The sequence below is a fragment of the Acidisoma sp. genome, from assembly GCF_965199065.1.
GTDB lineage: Bacteria > Pseudomonadota > Alphaproteobacteria > Acetobacterales > Acetobacteraceae > Acidisoma.
Genome location: NZ_CBDAQN010000003.1, coordinates 1 through 19,290, shown reverse-complemented (window position 1 = coordinate 19,290; position 19,290 = coordinate 1). Strand labels below are relative to the sequence as shown.

The 19,290-nt window shown below is 65.4% G+C and carries 20 protein-coding genes; 14 read left to right on the top strand and 6 right to left on the bottom strand.

The genetic code is table 11. The features are described from left to right. Nucleotides 1-133: 133 nt before the first annotated feature. Nucleotides 134-1,624, bottom strand: coding sequence for a 1-hydroxycarotenoid 3,4-desaturase CrtD (crtD, locus tag ACOEQ1_RS08295; RefSeq protein WP_419758790.1), 1,491 nt, complete (start codon nucleotides 1,622-1,624; stop codon nucleotides 134-136). Nucleotides 1,625-1,717: 93 nt separating this feature from the next. Between crtD and ACOEQ1_RS08290 the strand changes: the two genes are divergently transcribed. The 13 genes from ACOEQ1_RS08290 to ACOEQ1_RS08230 all read left to right on the top strand — a co-directional run bounded on the left by ACOEQ1_RS08290 (nucleotide 1,718) and on the right by ACOEQ1_RS08230 (nucleotide 14,072). Then, a complete protein-coding gene (locus ACOEQ1_RS08290; RefSeq protein ID WP_419758789.1) occupies nucleotides 1,718-2,584 on the top strand; it encodes a polyprenyl synthetase family protein in 867 nt (288 codons plus the stop codon). Nucleotides 2,585-2,601: 17 nt separating this feature from the next. After that, nucleotides 2,602-3,720, top strand: a complete 1,119-nt coding sequence (locus ACOEQ1_RS08285; protein WP_419758788.1) for a methyltransferase — start codon at nucleotides 2,602-2,604, stop codon at nucleotides 3,718-3,720. Between the two features lie 122 nt (nucleotides 3,721-3,842). Continuing rightward, the gene (bchC, locus tag ACOEQ1_RS08280; protein ID WP_419758787.1) at nucleotides 3,843-4,769 is read left to right on the top strand and encodes a chlorophyll synthesis pathway protein BchC; all 927 of its coding nucleotides are present in this window, start codon (nucleotides 3,843-3,845) and stop codon (nucleotides 4,767-4,769) included. Further along, entirely contained in the window at nucleotides 4,766-5,677 is a 912-nt protein-coding gene (locus ACOEQ1_RS08275; protein ID WP_419758786.1) for a chlorophyllide a reductase iron protein subunit X, read from the top strand. The genes bchC and ACOEQ1_RS08275 overlap by 4 nt, the downstream gene beginning before the upstream one ends. A 2-nt stretch (nucleotides 5,678-5,679) precedes the next feature. Beyond that, complete coding sequence (bchY, locus tag ACOEQ1_RS08270) at nucleotides 5,680-7,143, top strand: chlorophyllide a reductase subunit Y (protein ID WP_419758597.1); 1,464 nt, start codon at nucleotides 5,680-5,682, stop codon at nucleotides 7,141-7,143. A 2-nt stretch (nucleotides 7,144-7,145) separates the two neighbouring features. After that, nucleotides 7,146-8,627, top strand: coding sequence for a chlorophyllide a reductase subunit Z (gene bchZ / locus ACOEQ1_RS08265; RefSeq protein ID WP_419758596.1), 1,482 nt, complete (start codon nucleotides 7,146-7,148; stop codon nucleotides 8,625-8,627). 36 nt (nucleotides 8,628-8,663) lie between these two features. After that, entirely contained in the window at nucleotides 8,664-8,918 is a 255-nt protein-coding gene (gene pufB, locus ACOEQ1_RS08260) for a light-harvesting antenna LH1, beta subunit (protein WP_419758595.1), read from the top strand. A gap of 12 nt (nucleotides 8,919-8,930) precedes the next feature. After that, nucleotides 8,931-9,134 (top strand): light-harvesting antenna LH1, alpha subunit, encoded by a 204-nt coding sequence (gene pufA, locus ACOEQ1_RS08255; RefSeq protein WP_419758594.1) that lies wholly within the window; start codon nucleotides 8,931-8,933, stop codon nucleotides 9,132-9,134. 60 nt (nucleotides 9,135-9,194) lie between these two features. Further along, complete coding sequence (gene pufL, locus ACOEQ1_RS08250) at nucleotides 9,195-10,019, top strand: photosynthetic reaction center subunit L (RefSeq protein ID WP_419758593.1); 825 nt, start codon at nucleotides 9,195-9,197, stop codon at nucleotides 10,017-10,019. 6 nt (nucleotides 10,020-10,025) lie between these two features. Beyond that, nucleotides 10,026-11,030: a photosynthetic reaction center subunit M gene (gene pufM / locus ACOEQ1_RS08245; protein ID WP_419758592.1), complete on the top strand. Its 1,005-nt coding sequence runs from the start codon at nucleotides 10,026-10,028 to the stop codon at nucleotides 11,028-11,030. Continuing rightward, entirely contained in the window at nucleotides 11,027-12,277 is a 1,251-nt protein-coding gene (pufC, locus tag ACOEQ1_RS08240; RefSeq protein WP_419758591.1) for a photosynthetic reaction center cytochrome PufC, read from the top strand. Before pufM ends, pufC begins: the two co-directional genes overlap by 4 nt. Next, nucleotides 12,274-13,866, top strand: coding sequence for a c-type cytochrome (locus ACOEQ1_RS08235; RefSeq protein WP_419758785.1), 1,593 nt, complete (start codon nucleotides 12,274-12,276; stop codon nucleotides 13,864-13,866). Before pufC ends, ACOEQ1_RS08235 begins: the two co-directional genes overlap by 4 nt. A gap of 2 nt (nucleotides 13,867-13,868) precedes the next feature. Then, a complete protein-coding gene (locus ACOEQ1_RS08230; protein ID WP_419758784.1) occupies nucleotides 13,869-14,072 on the top strand; it encodes a hypothetical protein in 204 nt (67 codons plus the stop codon). A gap of 48 nt (nucleotides 14,073-14,120) precedes the next feature. On the opposite strand, the gene crtI is transcribed toward ACOEQ1_RS08230, so the two are convergent. Then, entirely contained in the window at nucleotides 14,121-15,629 is a 1,509-nt protein-coding gene (crtI, locus tag ACOEQ1_RS08225; protein WP_419758783.1) for a phytoene desaturase family protein, read from the bottom strand. A gap of 241 nt (nucleotides 15,630-15,870) precedes the next feature. On the opposite strand from crtI, the gene ACOEQ1_RS08220 reads away from it, so the two are divergent. Beyond that, nucleotides 15,871-16,083 (top strand): hypothetical protein, encoded by a 213-nt coding sequence (locus ACOEQ1_RS08220; RefSeq protein WP_419758587.1) that lies wholly within the window; start codon nucleotides 15,871-15,873, stop codon nucleotides 16,081-16,083. A 25-nt stretch (nucleotides 16,084-16,108) separates the two neighbouring features. Here the strand turns inward: ACOEQ1_RS08220 and hemC are convergent, their stop codons facing one another. From hemC to ACOEQ1_RS08200, 4 genes are all read right to left on the bottom strand, one after another. Further along, complete coding sequence (hemC, locus tag ACOEQ1_RS08215) at nucleotides 16,109-17,152, bottom strand: hydroxymethylbilane synthase (protein ID WP_419758782.1); 1,044 nt, start codon at nucleotides 17,150-17,152, stop codon at nucleotides 16,109-16,111. After that, nucleotides 17,152-17,658, bottom strand: coding sequence for a TspO/MBR family protein (locus ACOEQ1_RS08210; protein WP_419758781.1), 507 nt, complete (start codon nucleotides 17,656-17,658; stop codon nucleotides 17,152-17,154). The genes hemC and ACOEQ1_RS08210 overlap by 1 nt, the downstream gene beginning before the upstream one ends. Then, entirely contained in the window at nucleotides 17,655-18,845 is a 1,191-nt protein-coding gene (locus tag ACOEQ1_RS08205; protein ID WP_419758584.1) for a geranylgeranyl diphosphate reductase, read from the bottom strand. The genes ACOEQ1_RS08210 and ACOEQ1_RS08205 overlap by 4 nt, the downstream gene beginning before the upstream one ends. A 34-nt stretch (nucleotides 18,846-18,879) precedes the next feature. Next, nucleotides 18,880-19,290 (bottom strand): UbiA family prenyltransferase (locus ACOEQ1_RS08200; RefSeq protein WP_419758780.1); only part of this gene is annotated, 411 nt, incomplete at its 5' end.

Genomic DNA, 19,290 nt, shown 5'->3' with positions numbered 1-19,290 from the left:
CCACCCCGCCTGGCGAGGGAGCGGCGGCGGAACGCGTAGTAGGGTGAGAAGACGCTGCCGAGAAAGGCGATGAGCGTGATGCCGTGCTGGCCATCGTCGCTCAGTGCGTCGACGTACCACCAAACATAGCCGTTCAGCGGGACTTCGCGGTCAAACCGAGGTCCGCCATCAGCGCCGACGCCGCCAGCCGGCCCGAAAGTGCCGCCATCGGCACGCCCGGGCCCGGATGGGTGCTGCCCCCCGCCAGGTAGAGGCCCGGCAGCTTCGTCCGGGCTCCCGGGCGGCGGAACGACGCCGCCCAGCCATGGGCGTTCGGCCCGTACAGCGCGCCCCCTGTCGCCGGAAACAAGGTCCCGAACTGTGCCGGCCCGGTCGTCACCTCCCGTTGAGGATCGAAGCTCAGTCTCAGGCCGCAGCGGCGCAACTGTTCCAGGGTCTGCTTTTCGCATTGGACAATCTCCTCTCGGGTGGGTTTGCCGGCATCGCCGGTGGCAGGGGCATTCACAAGGCACAGCAGCCGCTCGGGTGCGGCCGACGGTGCGACATCCGCATCCGCCCGGTCCTGGGCGCAGACATAGACGGTCGGCATCGTCGGCAGCCGGCCGCGCTTCAGCGTGTCGAACTCAGCGCGGTAGTCGGCCGAAAAGAAGACGCTGTGGCGCAGCAGCGGGAAGCCCTCCGGCACGGCTTGCACTGCCCAGGTCAGCGCGGAAAGCGAGCGCTCCGCAGGCGGCGTCGGCCTCACCAGGCTGCCTAACTCGCCAAATAGGCCGGTTGCCACGGCGTTGCTGTCGCCGTTGCAGATGACGGCATCGGCTTCGACCGGCTGCCCATCGGCCAGCACGACGCCAACGGCGCGCCCGCCGCGCCGGATAATGCTCCGAACACCGGTGCCGTACTGCAATCGCGCGCCCAGTCGCTCGGCCAGAGACGCTAGCACCACCGCGAGGCGGTGCATCCCGCCCTCTACCAGCCAGACACCCTCGCTCTCCACATGCGCCACAAGCATGAGCGTCGCGGGCGAGTCGTAGGGCGACGAGCCGCAATACGTCGCGTAGCGGCCGAACAACTGGCGCAGCCGTGGATCGCGGAAGTGCTCGCCCAGCGCACGGTCGAGCGTCGTGAAGGGGCTGATGCCCATCAGGTCGCGGGCGCCTGTTTTCGCCACGAGGTCGAACACGCTCGGCCGGTCCTCGCGGATAAAGCTGCCCTCCAGCGTGCCCCAGATGCGTGCGGCCCGGGCTGCGAACGCTTCGAACCCGCGTGCCTCGGAAGCCCCTGCGAACCGGCTGATAGCTTCGGTCGACTCTGCCCGGTCGGCAAACAGGTCGAGCCGGCTGCCGTCCATCCAGGCATGGCGCGCCAGCACACGGGAGCGGGTGAGGGTGAGATGCTCATCGAGGCTTGCCCCGGCCGCCGCAAAAATCTCCTCAAAAACCCATCGCATGGTGAAGACCGTCGGCCCGGCGTCGATCCGCGCCGACCCTGCCGTCACCTCGCGCAGCTTGCCGCCGGGCGTCGCCTCCTTCTCGACCACCAGCACGTCGAGCCCCCGCGCGGCCAGCAGCAGCGCGGCCACCAGCCCGCCGACGCCCGCCCCAATGATCACGACACGCTCAGTCATCAACCACCCTCAGATCTCGATTGACGCCAACGTCCATTATGGTTGACAGTCGCATGTGACAAGTCAGATTGACAGTTCTGGAGGGGCGTGGCGATGAAATCCCTACCTCAGATTGAGGGAGCGCTTCAGGCGGCTCTCGCGACCGTGAATGCAGGTTGTCCTCCTGGCTTGGCCGCAGCCTTGCGTCATGCAGTCTTCCCCGGCGGCATGCGTGTGCGCCCGCGGCTCTGCCTGGCTGTCGCCAAGGCCTGCGGCGGTGGCGACGATCGCGTGGCGGAGGGCGCCGCCGCCGCAATCGAACTGTTGCACTGCGGTTCGCTGGTGCATGACGACCTGCCCTGCTTCGACAACGCCCCCATTCGCCGCGGCCTGCCCTCGGTCCACCAGCAGTTCGGCGAGCCGCTTGCTGTGTTGGCCGGTGACGGGCTGATCGTCCTGGCGGTCGAGACGCTTGTGCGTGCGGCATCTCATTCGCCGCATCTGGGGCAGCTCGTGCTGCTGCTCACTGAAGCCGCCGGCACGCCCGGTGGCCTGATTGCCGGGCAGGCCTGGGAGTCGGAGCCCCGCGTGCCACTGGTTGCCTATCAGAAGGCGAAGACGGCGTCGCTCTTCACCCTCGCCACGATGTCCGGCGCGCTTGCGGCCAACATGCCGGCGGAGCCTTGGCGCTTGCTGGGCGACCGGCTCGGCGAGGCCTACCAGATTGCCGACGATCTCCGCGACATCGCGATGACCCCCGAAGAACTCGGTAAGCCGGCGGGGCAGGATGCGGCCCTCGGCCGCCCGAGCGCTGCGGCGCAGCACGGCATGGTCGGAGCGATCGACAAGGTGGAGGGTCTTGTGCGTGGCGCGATCGCCGCCATCCCGCCCTGCCGTGAGTTCGGGCTGTTAAAGACGCTCATCCTCGCGGAACTCACCCGCCTGTTGCCGAAAGAGCTGGTTTTGCTCGCCGCCGCATGAGGATGCTGGCCACCCCGATGACGACCTCGCTCACCGCCTGGGCGCGCGACCGGATCGCGCGCCTGCAGGCGACGGAGGGCTTTCGTCGTGCCGCCGGTGCGTTTCCGCTAACGCGCCCGGTTGCCCGGCGACAGGCGCGGGCGCTCTTCGATCTCTGCGCCGGCTTCGTCTACTCGCAGGTGCTGCTGGCGGTCGTCCGGCTGCGTCTGCCGGAGCGGCTGATGGCGGGGCCGCGTTCCACCGCCGCTCTCGCGCTCGAACTCGAGATGCCAGAGCCCGCGACGGAGCGGCTGCTCGTCGCTGCGGCCTCGCTCCGGCTGCTGGCGCTGCGCGGGCAGGATGCCGGTGGGCGGACGCTCTATGGATTGGGCTCGCTCGGGGCGGCGCTGATCGACAATCCAGGTGTGACTGCGATGATCGAGCACCACGGTCTGCTCTACGACGATCTGCGCGATCCGGTCGGGCTGCTGCGGGGCGAGACCGCGCAGACGGCGCTCGCCAACTACTGGCCCTACGCCAAAGGGGCGGGCGAGGGAGCGGCAACGCCCGACGGCTATTCTGCGCTTATGGCGGTGAGCCAGCAGTTCGTTGCGGAGGAGGTTCTCGGGTCATATCCGCTGCGCCGCCATCGGCACCTTCTGGATGTCGGCGGCGGCAGCGGCGCGTTTATCATGGCCGCTGGCGCCCAAGCGCCTGATCTGCGGTTGACGTTGTTCGACCTGCCGTCCGTCGCGAACATCGCGCGTGAGGCCCTGGCGGCGTCGCCGGTCGCCGGTCGCTGCAACGTGGTCGGCGGCGATTTCACCGCTGACGAGCTACCGAGCGGCGCCGATGTGGTGAGCCTCGTGCGTGTGCTTCACGACCATGAGGACGATGTCGCGCTCGTATTGCTACGCGCCATCCGCCAGGCGTTGCCGCAGGGAGGCACACTGGTCGTTGCCGAGCCTATGGCGGGGACGCGCGGGGCCGAGCCGGTGGGGGGCGCCTACTTCGGCTTCTACTTCCTCGCAATGGGTGGCGGCCGCGCCAGAACGCCCGAGCGGATCAAACAGATGCTGTCTGACGCTGGCTTTTCGCGCACGCGTCTGCTGCGTGGCCGGATGCCGATGGTCGCACGCGTCATGGTCGCGCAATGACATCGAACTCAAATCATGGAGTGTCCATTTCAGTTGACTCTCTAGAGTGTAATGCTAACGTGACACCCAATGAATGGCCGAAGCGAGAGATTCGCGGGCCGCGCTCAGGGGTGACAGCGACCATGCAGACGGTTGCCGTAGTAATGGATGGTCCAGGTCAGGCAGCGCTTCGCACCGTCACGCTGACGGAGCCCGGGCCTGAGGATGTCGTCGTCGATATCCAGTGGACCAGCATCAGCGCCGGCACCGAGCGCCTTTTGTGGTCAGGCCGGATGCCGCCGTTCCCCGGCATGGGCTACCCGCTGGTGCCGGGCTACGAGTCGGTAGGCCGCGTCATCGATGCCGGCGCAAAGTCTGGCCTGCGCGGCGGCGAGTTCGTGTTCGTCCCTGGTGCCCGCTGCTTCACCGAGGTTCGCGGCCTGTTCGGCGGCGCTGCGGCGCGGCTGGTGGTGCCCGGCGTTCGCGTCTCCGCCATCCATGCCGATCTCGGCGAACGCGGCGCGCTGCTTTCGCTGGCCGCCACCGCCTATCACGCGCTGTCGGATGCGAGGCCACCTGAACTCGTTGTCGGCAATGGCGTGCTGGGTCGTCTTTTGTCGCGCGTGACCGTGGCACTCGGGCATCCGGCGCCGACCATCTGGGAAAGTCAGGCCTGCCGCCGCGTCGGCACTTCCGTCATCGCACAGGAAGATGACGACCGACGCGACTACGGCACAATTTATGACGCAAGCGGCGACCACGCGATTCTCGACACGCTGGTGACGCGGCTGGCGCGCGGCGGCGAGATCGTGCTCGCCGGATTTTACCACGCGCCGCTCAGTTTCACCTTCCCGCCCGCCTTCATGCGGGAGGCGCGGTTCCGGATCGCCGCTGAATTCCGGCCTAATGACCTTGCGGCGGTGCAGACGCTGATCGGTTCGGGTGCGTTGTCGCTCGACGGCCTGATCACGCATCGGAGCCCGGCTGCCGAGGCGGAAGCCGCCTACACCACAGCATTCGGCGATCCCGACTGCCTGAAAATGATCATGGACTGGAGAAGCCTGTCATGACCGAAACCCAAATTATCGCCATCTACGGCAAGGGCGGTATCGGCAAGAGCTTCACGCTCGCCAACCTCTCCTACACGATGTCCGAGCAGGGCAAGAAGGTGCTGCTCATCGGCTGTGATCCGAAAAGCGACACCACGTCGCTGCTCTTTGGCGGACGGTCCTGCCCGACGATCATCGAGACGTCGTCGCGGAAGAAGGCCGCCGGCGAGAAGGTTTCGATTGGCGATGTCTGCTTCAAGCGAGACGGCGTCTTCGCCATGGAGCTGGGCGGCCCCGAAGTCGGTCGCGGATGCGGCGGGCGCGGCATCATCCACGGTTTCGAGCTGCTCGAGAAACTCGGCTTCCACGAATGGGGCTTCGACTACGTGCTGCTCGACTTCCTGGGCGACGTGGTCTGCGGCGGCTTCGGCCTGCCGATCGCCCGCGACATGTGCCAGAAGGTCATCGTTGTCGGCTCCAACGATCTGCAATCTCTCTACGTCGCCAACAACGTCTGCTCGGCGGTCGACTACTTCGCCAAGCTCGGCGGTAATGTTGGGGTGGCCGGTCTCGTCATCAACAAGGACGATGGCACGGGTGAGGCGCAGGCCTTTGCCGACGCCGTCGGCATTCCCGTGCTCGCAGCGATCCCCGCGCATGACGACATCCGCCGCAAGAGCGCCAACTACGAAATCGTCGGCAGCAAGGGTTCTCGCTGGGAGCCGATGTTCTCGGCGCTCGCGCAGGAAGTGGCGATCGCACCGCCGCGCCGGCCGAACCCGCTGACGCAGGATGGGCTGCTCGCGCTGTTCAAAGGCGAGGCGGTCGGCCGCGGCGTGACGCTCCTTCCGGCGACGATGGAGGATATGGGCGGGCTCGCGGCGGCCGCCGCCCGTCCGTCGCTCGAAGTTGTCTACGAGGGCGTCTGATCATGGACGGCATGCAAACGCCGACAATTCCGCCCGACACCGGGAGCGGCTGCCATGGCGGGCGGGAGACGATGCTCGCCGCCGCCACCGCCGCCGGCAAAGGTGAAGTGCTGGAGCGCTTGATCGCGGATTATCCGCGCGGGCCGCATGACCAGCCGCAATCGATGTGCCCGGCCTTCGGCAGCTTGCGCGTCGGCCTGCGGATGCGCCGGGTGGCGACGATCCTCTGCGGCTCCGCCTGCTGCGTCTATGGCCTGACCTTCACCTCGCGCTTCTACGGTGCGCGTCGCAGCGTCGGCTATGTGCCGTTCAACTCCGAGACGCTCGTGCGCGGTCAACTCTACGAGGACATCCGCGAGGCCGTATTCGAGACTGCCAAGCCGGCGGATTACGACGCTGTCGTCATCATCAACCTCTGCGTCCCCACCGCTTCTGGTGTGCCGCTCGACCTGTTGCCGAAACAGATCGACGGCGTGCGCATCATCGGCATCGATGTGCCGGGCTTCGGCGTGCCGACCCATGCCGAGGCTAAGGACGTGCTGGCGGGGGCGATGCTGCGCGCCGCGCGTTCCGAGATCGAGGCCGGTCCCGTGGCACGGCCCCGTGGTCCGGCAAGCGCGCTGCCCACCGTCGCCCTCATCGGCGAGTTGTTCCCCGCCGACCCGATGAGCATCGGCGGCCTGCTCGCCCCGATGGGTCTCGGCGTTGCGCCGAGCATCCCGGCGCGCGAATGGCGGGACCTCTACGGCGCGCTCGACTGCGACGTGGCGGCGGCGGTGCATCCCTTCTACACGGCTTCCATCCGCGAGTTCGAGGCGGCAGGTCGCCCGGTCGTCGGTTCCGGGCCCGTCGGTGTCGAGGGCACGGATGCCTGGCTGACGGCCGTTGGCCGTGCGGCGGGTTTGCCTGGCAGCCGCATCGAGGCGGCGCATCAAGCATCTTTGCCGGCGTTGCGCGGCGTGCTCGCGGCGAACCGGATCGATGCGCGCATCAACGTCTCCGGCTACGAGGGCTCCGAACTTCTGGTGGCTCGTCTGCTGATCGAGGCCGGGGCCGAGGTGCCTTATGTCGGCACAGCCTGTCCGCGCACAGCCTGGAACGAGGACGACCGTGCCTGGTTGATCGCGCACGGAGCCCACGTGCAGTTCCGCGCCTCGCTGGAGCAGGACCTCGCGGCGATGAAGGAGGTCAAGCCCGACCTCGCCATCGGCACGACGCCCGTTGTGCAGAAGGCCAAGGAGAACGGCATCCCCGCTGTGTACTTCACAAACATCATGTCCTCTAGGCCGTTGTTCGGCATTCCTGGCGCCGCCGCGCTCGCAAGCTCGATTGCCGCGCAGACCCGCGGTCGGGACCGCTTCGCTCGCATGGTGAGCTTCTTCGGCACCGCGCCCGAGGCAGCACCGGTCGCGGCACCGGCTGAGCCGGTCAAGATCAACAGCCTCGCCGCTTCGATGGGGACCTGAGCATGTTGGTCATCGATCATGATCGCGCCGGCGGCTATTGGGGCGCGGTCTACGTATTCTCAGCCCTCCGTGGCCTGCGCGTCATCATCGACGGTCCGGTCGGCTGCGAGAACCTGCCCGTCACCGCCGTGCTGCATTACACGGACGCGCTTCCGCCGCATGAGTTGCCAATCTCGGTGACGGGCCTTTCCGAGGACCAGCTGTCACGCGACGGCACCGAAGAGTCGATGAAACAGGCGAACAGCGTCGGCGACCGGCGTATGCCGGGCGTCGTCGTCACCGGCAGCATCGCCGAGATGATCGGCGGCGGCGTCACGCCGGAAGGGTCCGGGCTGCTCCGCTTCATCCCGCGCACGATCGACGAGGACCAGTGGCAGTGCGCCGACCGTGCGTTGTTCTGGCTCTATAACCAGTTCGGCGGCAAGAAGGCGGCCAAGGGCGTCCGCGTCACCAAGAACTCCAAGGATCCGAACGCGGTCGCGTCCGGCGCCCCGAAGAAGCCGCTCGTCAACATAATCGGCGCCATCCACGGCACCTTCAACATGCCGTCGGACCTCGCCGAGATCCGTCGTCTTGTCGAGGGCATCGGCTGCGAGGTCAACCTCGTCTATCCGATGGGCGCGCATCTCGATGACACGCCAAAGCTCGCGGACGCCGTCGCCAATGTCTGCCTCTACCGCGAGTTCGGCCGCCTCCTTTGCGAGGAGCTGGGGAAGCCCTATCTGCAGGCGCCCATCGGTCTTTTTGCGACGACGAATTTTCTCCGCGCGCTAGGGCAGATCGTTGGCGTCGATCCCGAGCCCTTCATCGAGCGCGAGAAGCAGGCGACGATCAAGCCGGTCTGGGACCTGTGGCGCAGCGTGACGCAGGACTTCTTCGCGACTGCCAGTTTCGCCGTCGTTGCGACCGCCACCTACGAGCACGGTCTCCGCCAGTTCCTGACCGAGGAGCTCGGTATTCCCTGCACCTTCGCGCATGCTCGCCGTCCGGGCGTTAAGCCGGACAACCAGGGCGTGCGCGAGGCTCTGAAAAAGAGCCCGCCGGTGGTGCTGTTCGGCTCCAACAACGAGCGCATCTACGCGGCCGAACTCGGCCTGCGCTCGATCTACATTCCGGCCTCGTTTCCGGGTGCGATCATCCGTCGCGCCACGGGCACGCCCTTCATGGGCTACGCCGGAGCCACTTACCTCGTTCAGGAGTTCTGCAACGCCCTGTTCGACATGCTGTTCAACATGCTGCCGCTCGGTCGCGACCTCGATCAGGTTGAGCCGACGCTGGCACGTGGCGAGGACGCCCCTCCGGTCTGGGAACCGGAGGCGCGCGCCTTGTTCGACGATCATGTTGAGACCGAGCCGTTCCTCATCCGCATTTCCGCCGCCAAGCAATTGCGCGAACGGATCGAGAAAGATGCGCGGCGTGAGGCGGAGCCGTGCGTCACCGCTGCCCGCGTTTCTGCCTCGCTGGCTGCGATGGCCATGTCGTGACCAGCGACTTAACCGACTTCATGAGGAGACAAATCCATGGCGAGCGATCTTGAAAGGCGGTCGACCCTCTCGGGTCTGACAGAGGGGGAGGCGAAGGAGTTCAACCGAATCTTCATCATCAGCTTCCTCATCTTCGTGGGCATCGCGATCGTTGCCCATATCCTGGCATGGGCCTGGCGGCCTTGGCTGCCCAGCGTGCATGGCTATCAGACCGGCATGTTGCTGGATCATCCGGCACTGCATGGCCTGGCGGCCCTGGGCACCCATGCCGCTTCTGTCCTGCTGACCTGAGGGGAGGGCGCCATGTATCGCGTCTGGATTCTCTTCGACCCGCGGCGGACGCTGACGACGCTGTTCGTGTTCCTGCTGATCCTCGCTCTGGTCATTCACTTCATCCTGCTGAGCACCAGCCGCTTCAACTGGCTGGATGGCCCGAACGCGGATCGCTACGGCGGCCCGTCCCAGGTGCAGCAGATGACGCCTATGCCAAGTACGAAAACACCCTGAACATGGGTTCTGTTGGGGGCCGGTGAGAGCCGGTCTTCAACGGAGCGGGGAGACGCCTCAATGGCCATGATGAATTTCGAATACAAGTACCGCATACGTGGCGGTACGCTGATAGGCGGGGACCTGTTCGACTTCTGGGTCGGACCGTTCTACGTCGGCTTTTTTGGCGTCACCACGATCTTCTTCACGGTGATCGGCACCGCCTTGATCGTCTATGGCGCCGCGATCGGACCCACCTGGAATGTCTGGCAGATCAACATTCCGCCACCGGATCTAAAATACGGGCTGGGCTTCGCGCCGCTTGCGAGCGGCGGATTGTGGCAATGGATCACCTTCTGCGCCATCGGTGCTTTCGTGTCCTGGGACCTGCGCATGATCGAGATAGCGCGCAAGCTCGGCATGGGGCTGCACACGCCAATCGCCTTTGCCTGTGCCATCGTCGCCTACATCACACTGGAGGTCATCCGTCCCGTGATGCTCGGCGCCTGGGGCAACGGCTTCCCGTACGGGATCATGGCCCATCTGGATTGGGTCAGCAACGTCGGCTACCAGCATCTCGAGTTCCACTACAATCCGGCGCACATGATCGCCGTGACGTTCTTCTTCACCACCACCCTCATCCTCTCGATGCATGGCGGCGTGATCCTCTCCGCGCTCAATCCGGGCGGCGACGAGCCGGTCAAACCGTCCGGCTATGAAGACAGTTTCTTCCGCGATCTGATTGTCTATTCGATCGGCCCGCTCGGCATTCATCGGCTAGGCTGGTTCTGCGCCATGAACGCCGGCTTGTGGAGCGCCGTCTGCATCGTCATCAGCGGCCCGTTGTGGACGCATGGCTGGCCGCAGTGGTGGAACTGGTGGCTTAACCTCCCGATTTGGGGATAGAGCGCGATGTTCGATTACCGCACTGCATTCGGCTTACAGTACCAGAACATCTTCAACCGCGTTCAGATACGCGGCCCGGTGGACGAGGGCGCGCCCCTTAAATGGGGCGAGGAGAACCGGATCGTTAAGCCGTTCCACTCCTACCTGATGGGGTTGATCGGGGCGGCCCAGGTCGGGCCGTTCTACCTCGGCACTTGCGGCCTCATGTCCATCGTTTGCGGCTTCATCGCCTTCGAGATCATCGGCCTCAACATGCTGGCCTCGGTCAACTGGGACCCGGTGCAATTCATCCGGCTGCTGCCCTGGCTCGGGCTGGAGCCGCCGGCGCCGTCCTGGGGTCTGCGCATTCCGCCCTTGAATCAAGGCGGCTGGTGGCTCATGGCTGGGTTCTTCCTCACCGCCTCGATCATCCTGTGGTGGTTCCGGGTCTATCGTCGTGCCCGCGCGCTCGGTTTGGGAACTCATGTCGCCTGGGCCTTCGCCGCCGCCATCTGGCTCTATCTTGTCTGCGGCTTTCTGCGGCCGCTGCTCATGGGGTCGTGGGGCGAGGGCGTGCCCTTCGGCATCTTCCCTCATCTGGATTGGACCGCGTCGATCTCCATCCGCTCCGGCAACCTCTATTACAACCCGTTCCACATGCTCTCGATCGTCTTCCTCTATGGGTCGACGCTGCTCTTCGCGATGCATGGCGGCACCATCCTGGCCACCAGCCGCTATTGGGGCGAGCGTGAGCTCGAGCTAGTGACGGATCGCGGCACGGCCGCGGAGCGCGGCGCGATCTTCTGGCGCTGGACAATGGGCTTCAACGCGACCTTCGAGTCTATCCACCGTTGGGCGTGGTGGTTCGCTGTGCTCTGCCCGCTCACCGGCGGCATCGGCATTCTGCTCACCGGCACCGTCGTCGATAATTGGTATCTCTGGGGCGTGAAGCACGGCATCGCGCCGGTTTATCCCGCGGTCTATCCGTACATCCCCACCCCGCCGAGCGATCTTACGGGGGTCCTGAAATGAACCCCTTCCTGGCCCCGTTCCGCCTCACGGGATGGCTCATTTCAGGATTGTTCAACGGCGCCCGCTACCATCCATACAAGGCTGCCGGGTGGGCCGCCGGCATTATCGTGGCCCTTGTCGTCTGGGGCCTGGCGAGCACGCTGCAGACCCTGCCGATGGCAAGTATCCAGCTAGGGCCACGCGGCACGGGAATGATCGAGCAATATAACCTGGCGGCGAGCAAGGTGAACATGCCGCTGAATTCGCCGACCGGCGAGTATCCTGCGGTCACTCCCGCAGGCAAGCCGGCTGCCGCTGTCTATAAGAACATCCAGGTGCTGAAGACGGTCGATGCCAACGACTTCCTGCGGGTGATGGCGTCGATGGCGCAGTGGGTCGCGCCGCAGGTCGGCTGCGCCTACTGCCACTCGGTCGCGAACATGGCGTCCGACGTGATCTACACGAAGGAAATAGCGCGCCACATGCTGCTGATGACGCAGTATATCAATGAGAACTGGCGGAGCCACGTCGGCGCTGCAGGCGTCAACTGCGGCACTTGCCACCGCGGCGCCGGCGCACCGCAATATACGTGGACCTTCCAGCTGCCGCCGGGCGGCCTGCACGGCGTTGCCGCGACGACGACCGGCGAGAATTACCCGTCGCCCGCCGCAGATATGTCGGCGCTGCCTTCCGATCCTTACACGCCCTTCCTTTTGAACGCCGATCCGATCGACGTTCAGGGGTCGACCGCTTTGCCGGCGGGCAACCGCACCTCGATCGAGCAAACCAACTGGACCTATGCCCTGATGATGCATTTTGCACATTCGCTGGGCGTCGGGTGCAACTACTGCCATAACAGCCGGGCCTTCTCGATTTGGGACCAGGGTACGCCGAACCGCCTGACCGCCTGGTATGGTATCCAGATGGTGCGCGACCTTAACAACAACTTCATGGTTCCGATCACGAATATCTTCCCCGCCGGCCGCCGTGGCCCGATGGGCGATGTTCCGAAAATCAACTGCCAGACTTGCCACCAAGGCGCGTATGCCCCCTACTATGGTGCGCATGTCGTGGACACTTACCCGGCGCTTACGCACCCCACGAACGGAAGCGGTACGACGGCGCAAACAATCGTGCGGCCTCCCTTCGCCCTTCCGCCTGTGATGAGGTCTTCATCGCTTCAGCCTGCGACCGGCCCTAAGGAGGCAAGTTTGTCTGCACCAGTGTTGTCTGGTACCGTCGCTCAGTCGGGAGGTGCGACACCATGAACAAGAAACTACTCGGCGGGGCGCTTGGCATCGTGCTGTCGGCCGGTGTACTCGCGGCTCACGGCTGGGGCGCGACGCAGGTGCCCTTGCAGACAGCGGGGCAGGGTCCGTCCCAGGCTCCGTCCACCGATGCCGCGCTCATCGCCAAGGGCAAATACCTGACGACCATGGGCGACTGCGTCGGCTGTCATAGTGCGAACGGCGGGAAAGAGTTTGCCGGCGGCCAATACATGGCCATGCCCTTCGGCAAGATCTCGACGCCGAACATTACGCCCGACGTGAATACCGGGATCGGCTACTATACGGATGCCGGCTTCATCCGCCTGATGCGCGGGGGCATCACGCCGAAGGGGCAGTACATTTACCCGGCGATGCCCTATCCTTGGTATACGACCTTGCCGGACGACGACATCCTGGCGATCAAGGCCTATCTCTTCTCGCTGCAACCAATCCACGCGCCGCGCTTGAAGAACTACATCTGGTTTCCGTTCAACCTGCGACCTGCTGTTGCTGGCTACAATCTCTTTTTCCTCGGTAGCCGCTATCACCCCGATCCTCACCTGACGGCGCAGCAAAATCGTGGCGCCTATATCGTCAACGGACTCGAGCATTGCGGCGAGTGCCACAACCACCGGAACTTCCTCGGCAACACCGCGGTAGCACTGAACGTTCTCGGCGGGCCGATCACGCAGTGGTACGCGCCCAGTCTGCGTTTCGATCCCACGACCGGCATCGGGCGCTTCAGTGACGCCGACATCGAGGAGTTCCTCAAGGACGGCGATTCTCCCTCCATGGGCACCGTCGCCGGACCCATGTCGGAGGTGATCGACTACAGCACCAAGTATCTGACCGACTCTGACCGCGCGGCGATCGTCGCCTATCTCCACACCCTGCCGACGACGCCCGCCTACTACGAATGGAAGCGTGGGCCGAACAACGCAACGGTGCTCGCTGGTCAGCAGGTCTATCTCAGCCACTGCGCAGCGTGCCATCAGCCGGACGGCCAGGGGATCAAGGGCAACATCCCGGCGCTCGACGGCAACGGGATGGTAACGGCAACCGGCCCGCAGAGCGTCATCCGCGTCATCCTCGGAGGGCTTGAGGCGCGTGGAAGCTACGCATTGATGCCCGGGGTCGGAGCCACGATGACCGATGAACAGGTTGCCGAGGTTGCCAATTACGTCCGCCAGGCTTGGAGCAATGTGGCTCCGATGAGTGCGACGCCCTTGCTCGTCAACATCATCCGCAAGGACACTCACACTTTCACCAACGGTCAACGGCCCGACGGCTGCCCGACGCTGGAGCAGGACCAGCTGAAAACGGCGCTTGCGGACAACTCAAACGGGCTTGAGGATCTGCTGAAGTCCACCACCATGCCGAACATGCTTAACAACGTGAACGCGATCGTGCAAAAGCTGCATAGCGTGGCGCCCACGGTCTCGAGATCGGACGCGGTCAATGGCCTCACCATTGCCTACTGCCCGATTGTAAATGGCGATGACACCATTCCTCCTGACCAGCGGGCCTGGCAGCTGACCCACTTTGCCGACCGCCTCTTCACGCAGCTCTCTAATAACGGGAGTGACTGAAAATGTACATCGGGTGGTTCGTCCTCATCTTCGTGATCTGGGCCTGGCTGACCGGCGGTTCGATCTATGGGTGGCGCGAGCATAAAATCGGCGCGTGGCTGACTGCCGGATCGGTCGTTGTCTGGACAGGCGTCGCCGGCTTGTTCGTCCTTTTCGCGCTGCCGTACTGGAAGGTCGTCTACCTGGTGCTGCTGCAACCGGGCTGACCAAAACTTTTTGGTTCTTTTTTAGAAAAAGAACCGCTTGCTTCTTGCCTACCGGGCGTCTTCCTTGAGCAGCGTCTCCACCACCTTGGCCGAGGTCAACACGCCCGGCAGTCCGGCCCCAGGATGGGTGCCCGCGCCGACGAGATAGAGGCCGCGAACCTCCTCCGACTTGTTATGAAACCGGAACCACGCGGACTGCAACAGACGTGGCGAGACAGAGAATCCAGCCCCATGCCGGCTCCGGTATTCCTCGCTGAAGGTTTGCGGCGTCATCCAGCTCTCGGTCACGATCGCGGCGGAAAGCTCTGGCAGTTCGCGCGCTTCCATCATCGCGACAAGCCGGTCTCGCAGGCGAGGGGCCGCGACTGCCCAGTCGATCCCGGAACGAAGATTAGGCACTGGTGCGAGCACGTAGAAGGCGTCGCAGCCGGGCGGCGCCATGTCGGGGTCGGTCGCCGTGGGACGATGGAGATAGAGGCTCAGATCGTCCGGCACCTCGACGCCACGGCCGAAGATTTCGTCGAGCAGTTCGCGGTAGCGCTGACCAAGTAGGATGGTGTGGTGCGCGGTCGTCTCGTAGCGGCGATTGGTCCCGAAATAGAAGACGAAGAGACCCATGGAGTAGTCCAGCCGGTCGAGCTTCCGGTCGGTCCAGCGCCGTCGTTTCAGGCTTGGAAGAAGATCGGCGTAGATTGCAGGCGCATCGGCGTTGGCGATGACGGCGTCCGCGGGTAGCGTCTCCCCGGTTGCAAGCGCCACGCCTGTGATCCGGCCGTTTTCGTGCAGAAGGCGGGCGACATCGGCTTGCAGGCGGACGGCGATGCCCTGGCGCCGCATGAGCGCGCCCAGCCCCGCCACCAGGGCGCCTGTTCCGCCTTTCGGAAACCAGACGCCGTGCGTTCGCTCCAGGTGCTGGATGAGAGCGTAGAGCCCACTGGTATGAAAGGGGTGCCCGCCGACGAGAAGCGGTTGCAGCGAAAAGACGCGCCGCAGGCTGTCGTCTCGTAGATAGCGCCGCACGATGCTGTAGACGCTCCGGTGGCCCGAGAGCCTCACGATCTCCGGAAATGCCGTCATCATCGTTGCGAGCTTGTGGAACGGCTGAGCGCTGTAGCGTTCATAGCCAACACGGTATAATTCCGCCGAATGCCGCTGCATTTTTTCGTAGCCGGGAAGATCCTGCTGGCAGAACCGGACGACCTCGCCGCGCATGGCGTCGGCGTCGCCGGTCAGGTCAAAGTGCCGCCCGTCGACAAACCGGACGCGGTAGAAGGGGGTCACGGGCAGCAGAGGCACATGGTCGCGCCTGTCCTCGCCGAAAAGCGCGAAAAGTTCGTCCAGGAGGAACGGCGCGGTGATCACCGTCGGTCCTGCATCGAAGTGAAAGCCGTCGTGCCGCACAACACGTCCGCGACCGCCCAGCTGATCGAGACGGTCCAGGAGCGTGACCTCAAAGCCGAGGGCGCGGGCGCGCAACCCGGCAGCGATACCGCCGAAGCCGCCGCCAATGACGATCACCTTCCGCCCGGCCGCCAAATTCGCTCGAGGCGCGGCCATTAGTTATTTGACATTCGTGTCACGGGCTCGAAAGATGATTAAAATACCACAAGACCTGATGGCGTACGTCCTGCAGGTCCCCCATCTCCAGTAGTCTGGAACGGGACGCGGGATAGCGAACACGGCGGGCGGTAGGATGACGAATGGTCCATACGGCGATCTGTTTGAGACGTCACCGCATGATCACGACAACGATCGATGGTGGCCTTTGCTTGGCAAAAATCTGAAGCGAACGCATGCCTTGGAGAGCACGACCGTCACGGCGTTGCTGCTGCTCTTCGTCATGGCGACAGGTGACCGGAAAGACGCGCTTCCTGCTACTGGAGAGGTTCTCAACCTCGTCTTCGCCCTGCAGAAACCTCGTGACGGGGCGGAGACGGATGCAACGCAACGTGCCTCACTCGTTGCGCGTCTCAGCGCGGTTCTGAGTGATCTCCGCCACGATCTCGACTGAGTTTCCGGCGGCCCTGAACGAGCCATCACGCAAAGACCGATGCGGGTGCTTCTGCCTTCAGGCGGGAACCCAGCTCCGCGCCCATGCGGGCTGCATCGACGGCACTGCCCTCGATCTCGGCCCGGCGCAGGAAGGTGCCATCCACGGAGGCGAGCAACCCGCTCAGCCGCAGGCGATTGCCGGTCAGAAGCTGCCCAAAAGCGCCGATCGGTGTGGAGCAGGAGCCGTCCAGGGTGCCGAGCAACGAGCGTTCCGCCGTCGCCGCCACGCGCGCTGCGCGGTCCTCGACGATCTTGAGCAGTTCGCGCAGTTCGGTTGCGTCCTCCCGCGCGGTGATGCCGACGATGCCCTGACAGGCGGCGGGCAGCATGGTCGTGGGCGCAAGTGCGACCGAGGCTTCCGCTTCCAGGCCCAGCCGCCGCAGGCCGGCCATGGCCAGCAGGCTTGCGGCGCAATCGCCGTGACGGATCTTGTCGAGGCGCGAATGCACGTTGCCGCGCATCATGGTGATCCTGAGGTCGGGCCGCGCATGCAGCAGCTGCGCCTGGCGACGGACGGAGCAGGTGCCGATGACAGCGCCCTGCGGCAGGCAGGCGTAAGGATCGTCGTCATCCAGGGCATCGCAGCTGTCGCTGAGGATGAGCGCGTCCCGCACATCCTCGCGCGGCAGGGTGCAGGCGAGCACGATGCCGGGCGGCAGCGTCGTTTCCAGATCCTTGAGGCTGTGGACCGCCAGATCGATACGTCCATCCATCAGCGCCTCGTGGATCTCCTTGGCGAAGAGGCCCTTTCCACCGATCTCGGCGAGGCGCCGATCCTGCACGGCATCGCCCGTGGTGCGGATGATGTGCTCCTGGAACACGTCCATCTGGTGCAGCACCGGGCAGACGCGGGCGAGGAGCGTCAGGAAGCTGCGAGTCTGCTGCAGGGCGAGCGGAGATGCACGGGTACCGACCCGCAGCGGCAGCTGCGGATGGTGCCGGGGAACTGACGCCGGTGCTACAGCGGGCGCCGTGCGCGTCCGCGTCAATGCGGCAAGGAGGTCCGTCTGCAGCGCCGCGGCGTCCATCAGCTTTGTCCTTTGACGAGCCCGCGATCCGCTCGTCCCATGAACGGCCCATTGAGGCGGACCATGGCGCGGTTCAGAACGGAGGCAATGCTAACCCAGATGAGGTAAGGCACGAGAAGTGCGGCCGCCAACGGCGAGCGCGGATAGAAATCCAGGATCAGCGCCAGGACCGAGAGCCAGAGGAACGCGACCTCGATCAGTGCCCAGTCCGGGCGCTTCAGCTTGAAGAAAAAGAGGCTCCAGAGAATGTTGAAAACGGCATTGATGGCAAAGAGCCCGAGCGTGACGGTTTTGTCCCAAGGTGTTGGAGAGGCTCGCCAGATGAGTACGGCGGCAATGCAGGTCAGAACTCCGATGGTGCTCCAGACCGGACCGAACGCCCAGTTCGGCGGCCGCCAAGGCGGGCTGCGCAGGCTGTGATACCAGGGGCCGATTTCGGTCAGAGCGCCACCGGCGCCGAGCACGCAGATGGTCGCCACCGCCGCAATGATGATCGTGACGATCACGCGGACAGGATCCCGGTCAGATGGCCCATGCTCTTGCAGAAGATCCGCAGGTGGACGAGCGGCTTGGCTCGCACCAGCTCCTTGGTCATGTAGGCGGCCCAGGTCAGCCGCTGCACATCCTGGTCGCGGCAGATGGTGACGAACCGCTCACGCCGCCCGTCGCTGATGTACCAGTAGCGCTGCATGATGCCGAGCACGGCAAACACCTGCCCGTGGCTTTTCATGAACCGGCGTCGCGCATCGCGAAGCGCGCTCGTTTGACCGGTGGCGAGAAAGCGCTCCACGGCCTCGCCGGCGAGCTGCCCGCCGAGCATAGCGTAATAGATGCCCTCGCCCGAGGCCGGGGCCACGACCCCCGCCGCGTCTCCGGCGAGCAGCACGCTCTCCCCGTCATCCCAGCGCCGCAGTGGCTTGAGCGGGATCGGCGCGCCTTCGCGGCGGATTGTTTCGGCACCGGCAAGCCCGGTCGCCTCGCGCAGCTCGGTCGTCGCACGACGGAGCGCGAAGCCTTTGTTGGCACTGCCGAGGCCGACGCTCGTTGTCGGGCCATGCGGGAACACCCAGCCGTAGAAGTCCGGCGATACCTTGGCTTTGTAATGCACCTCGCAGCGCGCGGGATCGAATGATCCGTGCGTGGGCGAGCGGACGATCTCGTGGTAGGCGAAGACGTAGCGCATGCGGTCGGCGCCCTTCACGCCGGCGGCGCGGGCGACGCCCGAGCGCGCGCCGTCGGCGCCGATCACCGAGCGGGCGCGGAGCGTGAACGGGGCGCCGTCGCTGCCCTTCTCCCGGCACTCGAGGGTGACAATGCCATCGGCATCGCGGCTCAGTCCCTCGAACAGGCCGGTGCGCAGCACGGCGCCATCGGCGCCGGCGCGGCGGCGCAACCAGTCGTCGAACTCCTGCCGGTCGACCATGCCGACGAACCCGTTCTCGATCGGCATGTCGGCAATTCGGTCGGAGGGGGCGAACATCCGGGCCGAGGTCACGCGCGCCGCCAGCAACTCGTCGGGGATCGCGAAGTCCTGGATGAGGCGGGGCGGGATGGCGCCGCCGCAGGGTTTGACGCGGCCCCCGCGGTCGAGCAGCAGCACGGAGCGTCCGCTTTTGGCGAGGCTTGATGCGGCGGTAGCCCCGGCCGGGCCTCCGCCGACGACAACCGTGTCGTAGATCGTTTCGCCGTTCATGACACTGCTCCGGAGAGGGTGAGGGCCGTGGTCATCACGGCGCCAAGGCGAAGGCGGTTACGAGCATGCCGAGCACATAGAGCGTGGTGCCGGTCGCATTGTACCAGGGGGCGCGGCCGCGAGGGTCTTCCAGCAGCCGGACCATGAGGGCGAGCTGCGCTGCCAGCAGAGCCACCACGATGCAGGCATGGATGGGCATCCGCCAGACCAGGAGCAGCACCACGATGGCGGCCTGGGCCCCGCCCATGGTGATGCAGGCGAGGCGGCAGGCGCGGTCCGGGCCGAGCCTCGCGGGCAGGGAGCCGAGCCCCATCTGCCGGTCGCCCTCGATCGACTTGAAGTCATTGAGCGTCATGATGCCGTGGGCGCCGAGGCTGTAGATCAGCGCCACCACGATGACGGACGCCGAAGGCATCGCCCGCAGGCACACCGCGGCGCCCGCGAA

Excerpts from the sequence above, each read along its gene's own strand:
- ACOEQ1_RS08230 (WP_419758784.1), top strand. The coding sequence starts at position 13,869 with ATGTACATCGGGTGGTTCGTCCTCATCTTCGTGATCTGGGCCTGGCTG.
- bchC (WP_419758787.1), top strand. The coding sequence starts at position 3,843 with ATGCAGACGGTTGCCGTAGTAATGGATGGTCCAGGTCAGGCAGCGCTT.
- pufL (WP_419758593.1), top strand. The coding sequence starts at position 9,195 with ATGGCCATGATGAATTTCGAATACAAGTACCGCATACGTGGCGGTACG.
- ACOEQ1_RS08205 (WP_419758584.1), bottom strand. The coding sequence starts at position 18,845 with ATGAACGGCGAAACGATCTACGACACGGTTGTCGTCGGCGGAGGCCCG.
- crtI (WP_419758783.1), bottom strand. The coding sequence starts at position 15,629 with ATGGCCGCGCCTCGAGCGAATTTGGCGGCCGGGCGGAAGGTGATCGTC.
- pufM (WP_419758592.1), top strand. The coding sequence starts at position 10,026 with ATGTTCGATTACCGCACTGCATTCGGCTTACAGTACCAGAACATCTTC.
- ACOEQ1_RS08290 (WP_419758789.1), top strand. The coding sequence starts at position 1,718 with ATGAAATCCCTACCTCAGATTGAGGGAGCGCTTCAGGCGGCTCTCGCG.
- pufB (WP_419758595.1), top strand. The coding sequence starts at position 8,664 with ATGGCGAGCGATCTTGAAAGGCGGTCGACCCTCTCGGGTCTGACAGAG.
- hemC (WP_419758782.1), bottom strand. The coding sequence starts at position 17,152 with ATGGACGCCGCGGCGCTGCAGACGGACCTCCTTGCCGCATTGACGCGG.
- bchY (WP_419758597.1), top strand. The coding sequence starts at position 5,680 with ATGGACGGCATGCAAACGCCGACAATTCCGCCCGACACCGGGAGCGGC.
- ACOEQ1_RS08275 (WP_419758786.1), top strand. The coding sequence starts at position 4,766 with ATGACCGAAACCCAAATTATCGCCATCTACGGCAAGGGCGGTATCGGC.
- ACOEQ1_RS08235 (WP_419758785.1), top strand. The coding sequence starts at position 12,274 with ATGAACAAGAAACTACTCGGCGGGGCGCTTGGCATCGTGCTGTCGGCC.
- bchZ (WP_419758596.1), top strand. The coding sequence starts at position 7,146 with ATGTTGGTCATCGATCATGATCGCGCCGGCGGCTATTGGGGCGCGGTC.
- ACOEQ1_RS08285 (WP_419758788.1), top strand. The coding sequence starts at position 2,602 with ATGACGACCTCGCTCACCGCCTGGGCGCGCGACCGGATCGCGCGCCTG.
- pufC (WP_419758591.1), top strand. The coding sequence starts at position 11,027 with ATGAACCCCTTCCTGGCCCCGTTCCGCCTCACGGGATGGCTCATTTCA.
- pufA (WP_419758594.1), top strand. The coding sequence starts at position 8,931 with ATGTATCGCGTCTGGATTCTCTTCGACCCGCGGCGGACGCTGACGACG.
- crtD (WP_419758790.1), bottom strand. The coding sequence starts at position 1,624 with ATGACTGAGCGTGTCGTGATCATTGGGGCGGGCGTCGGCGGGCTGGTG.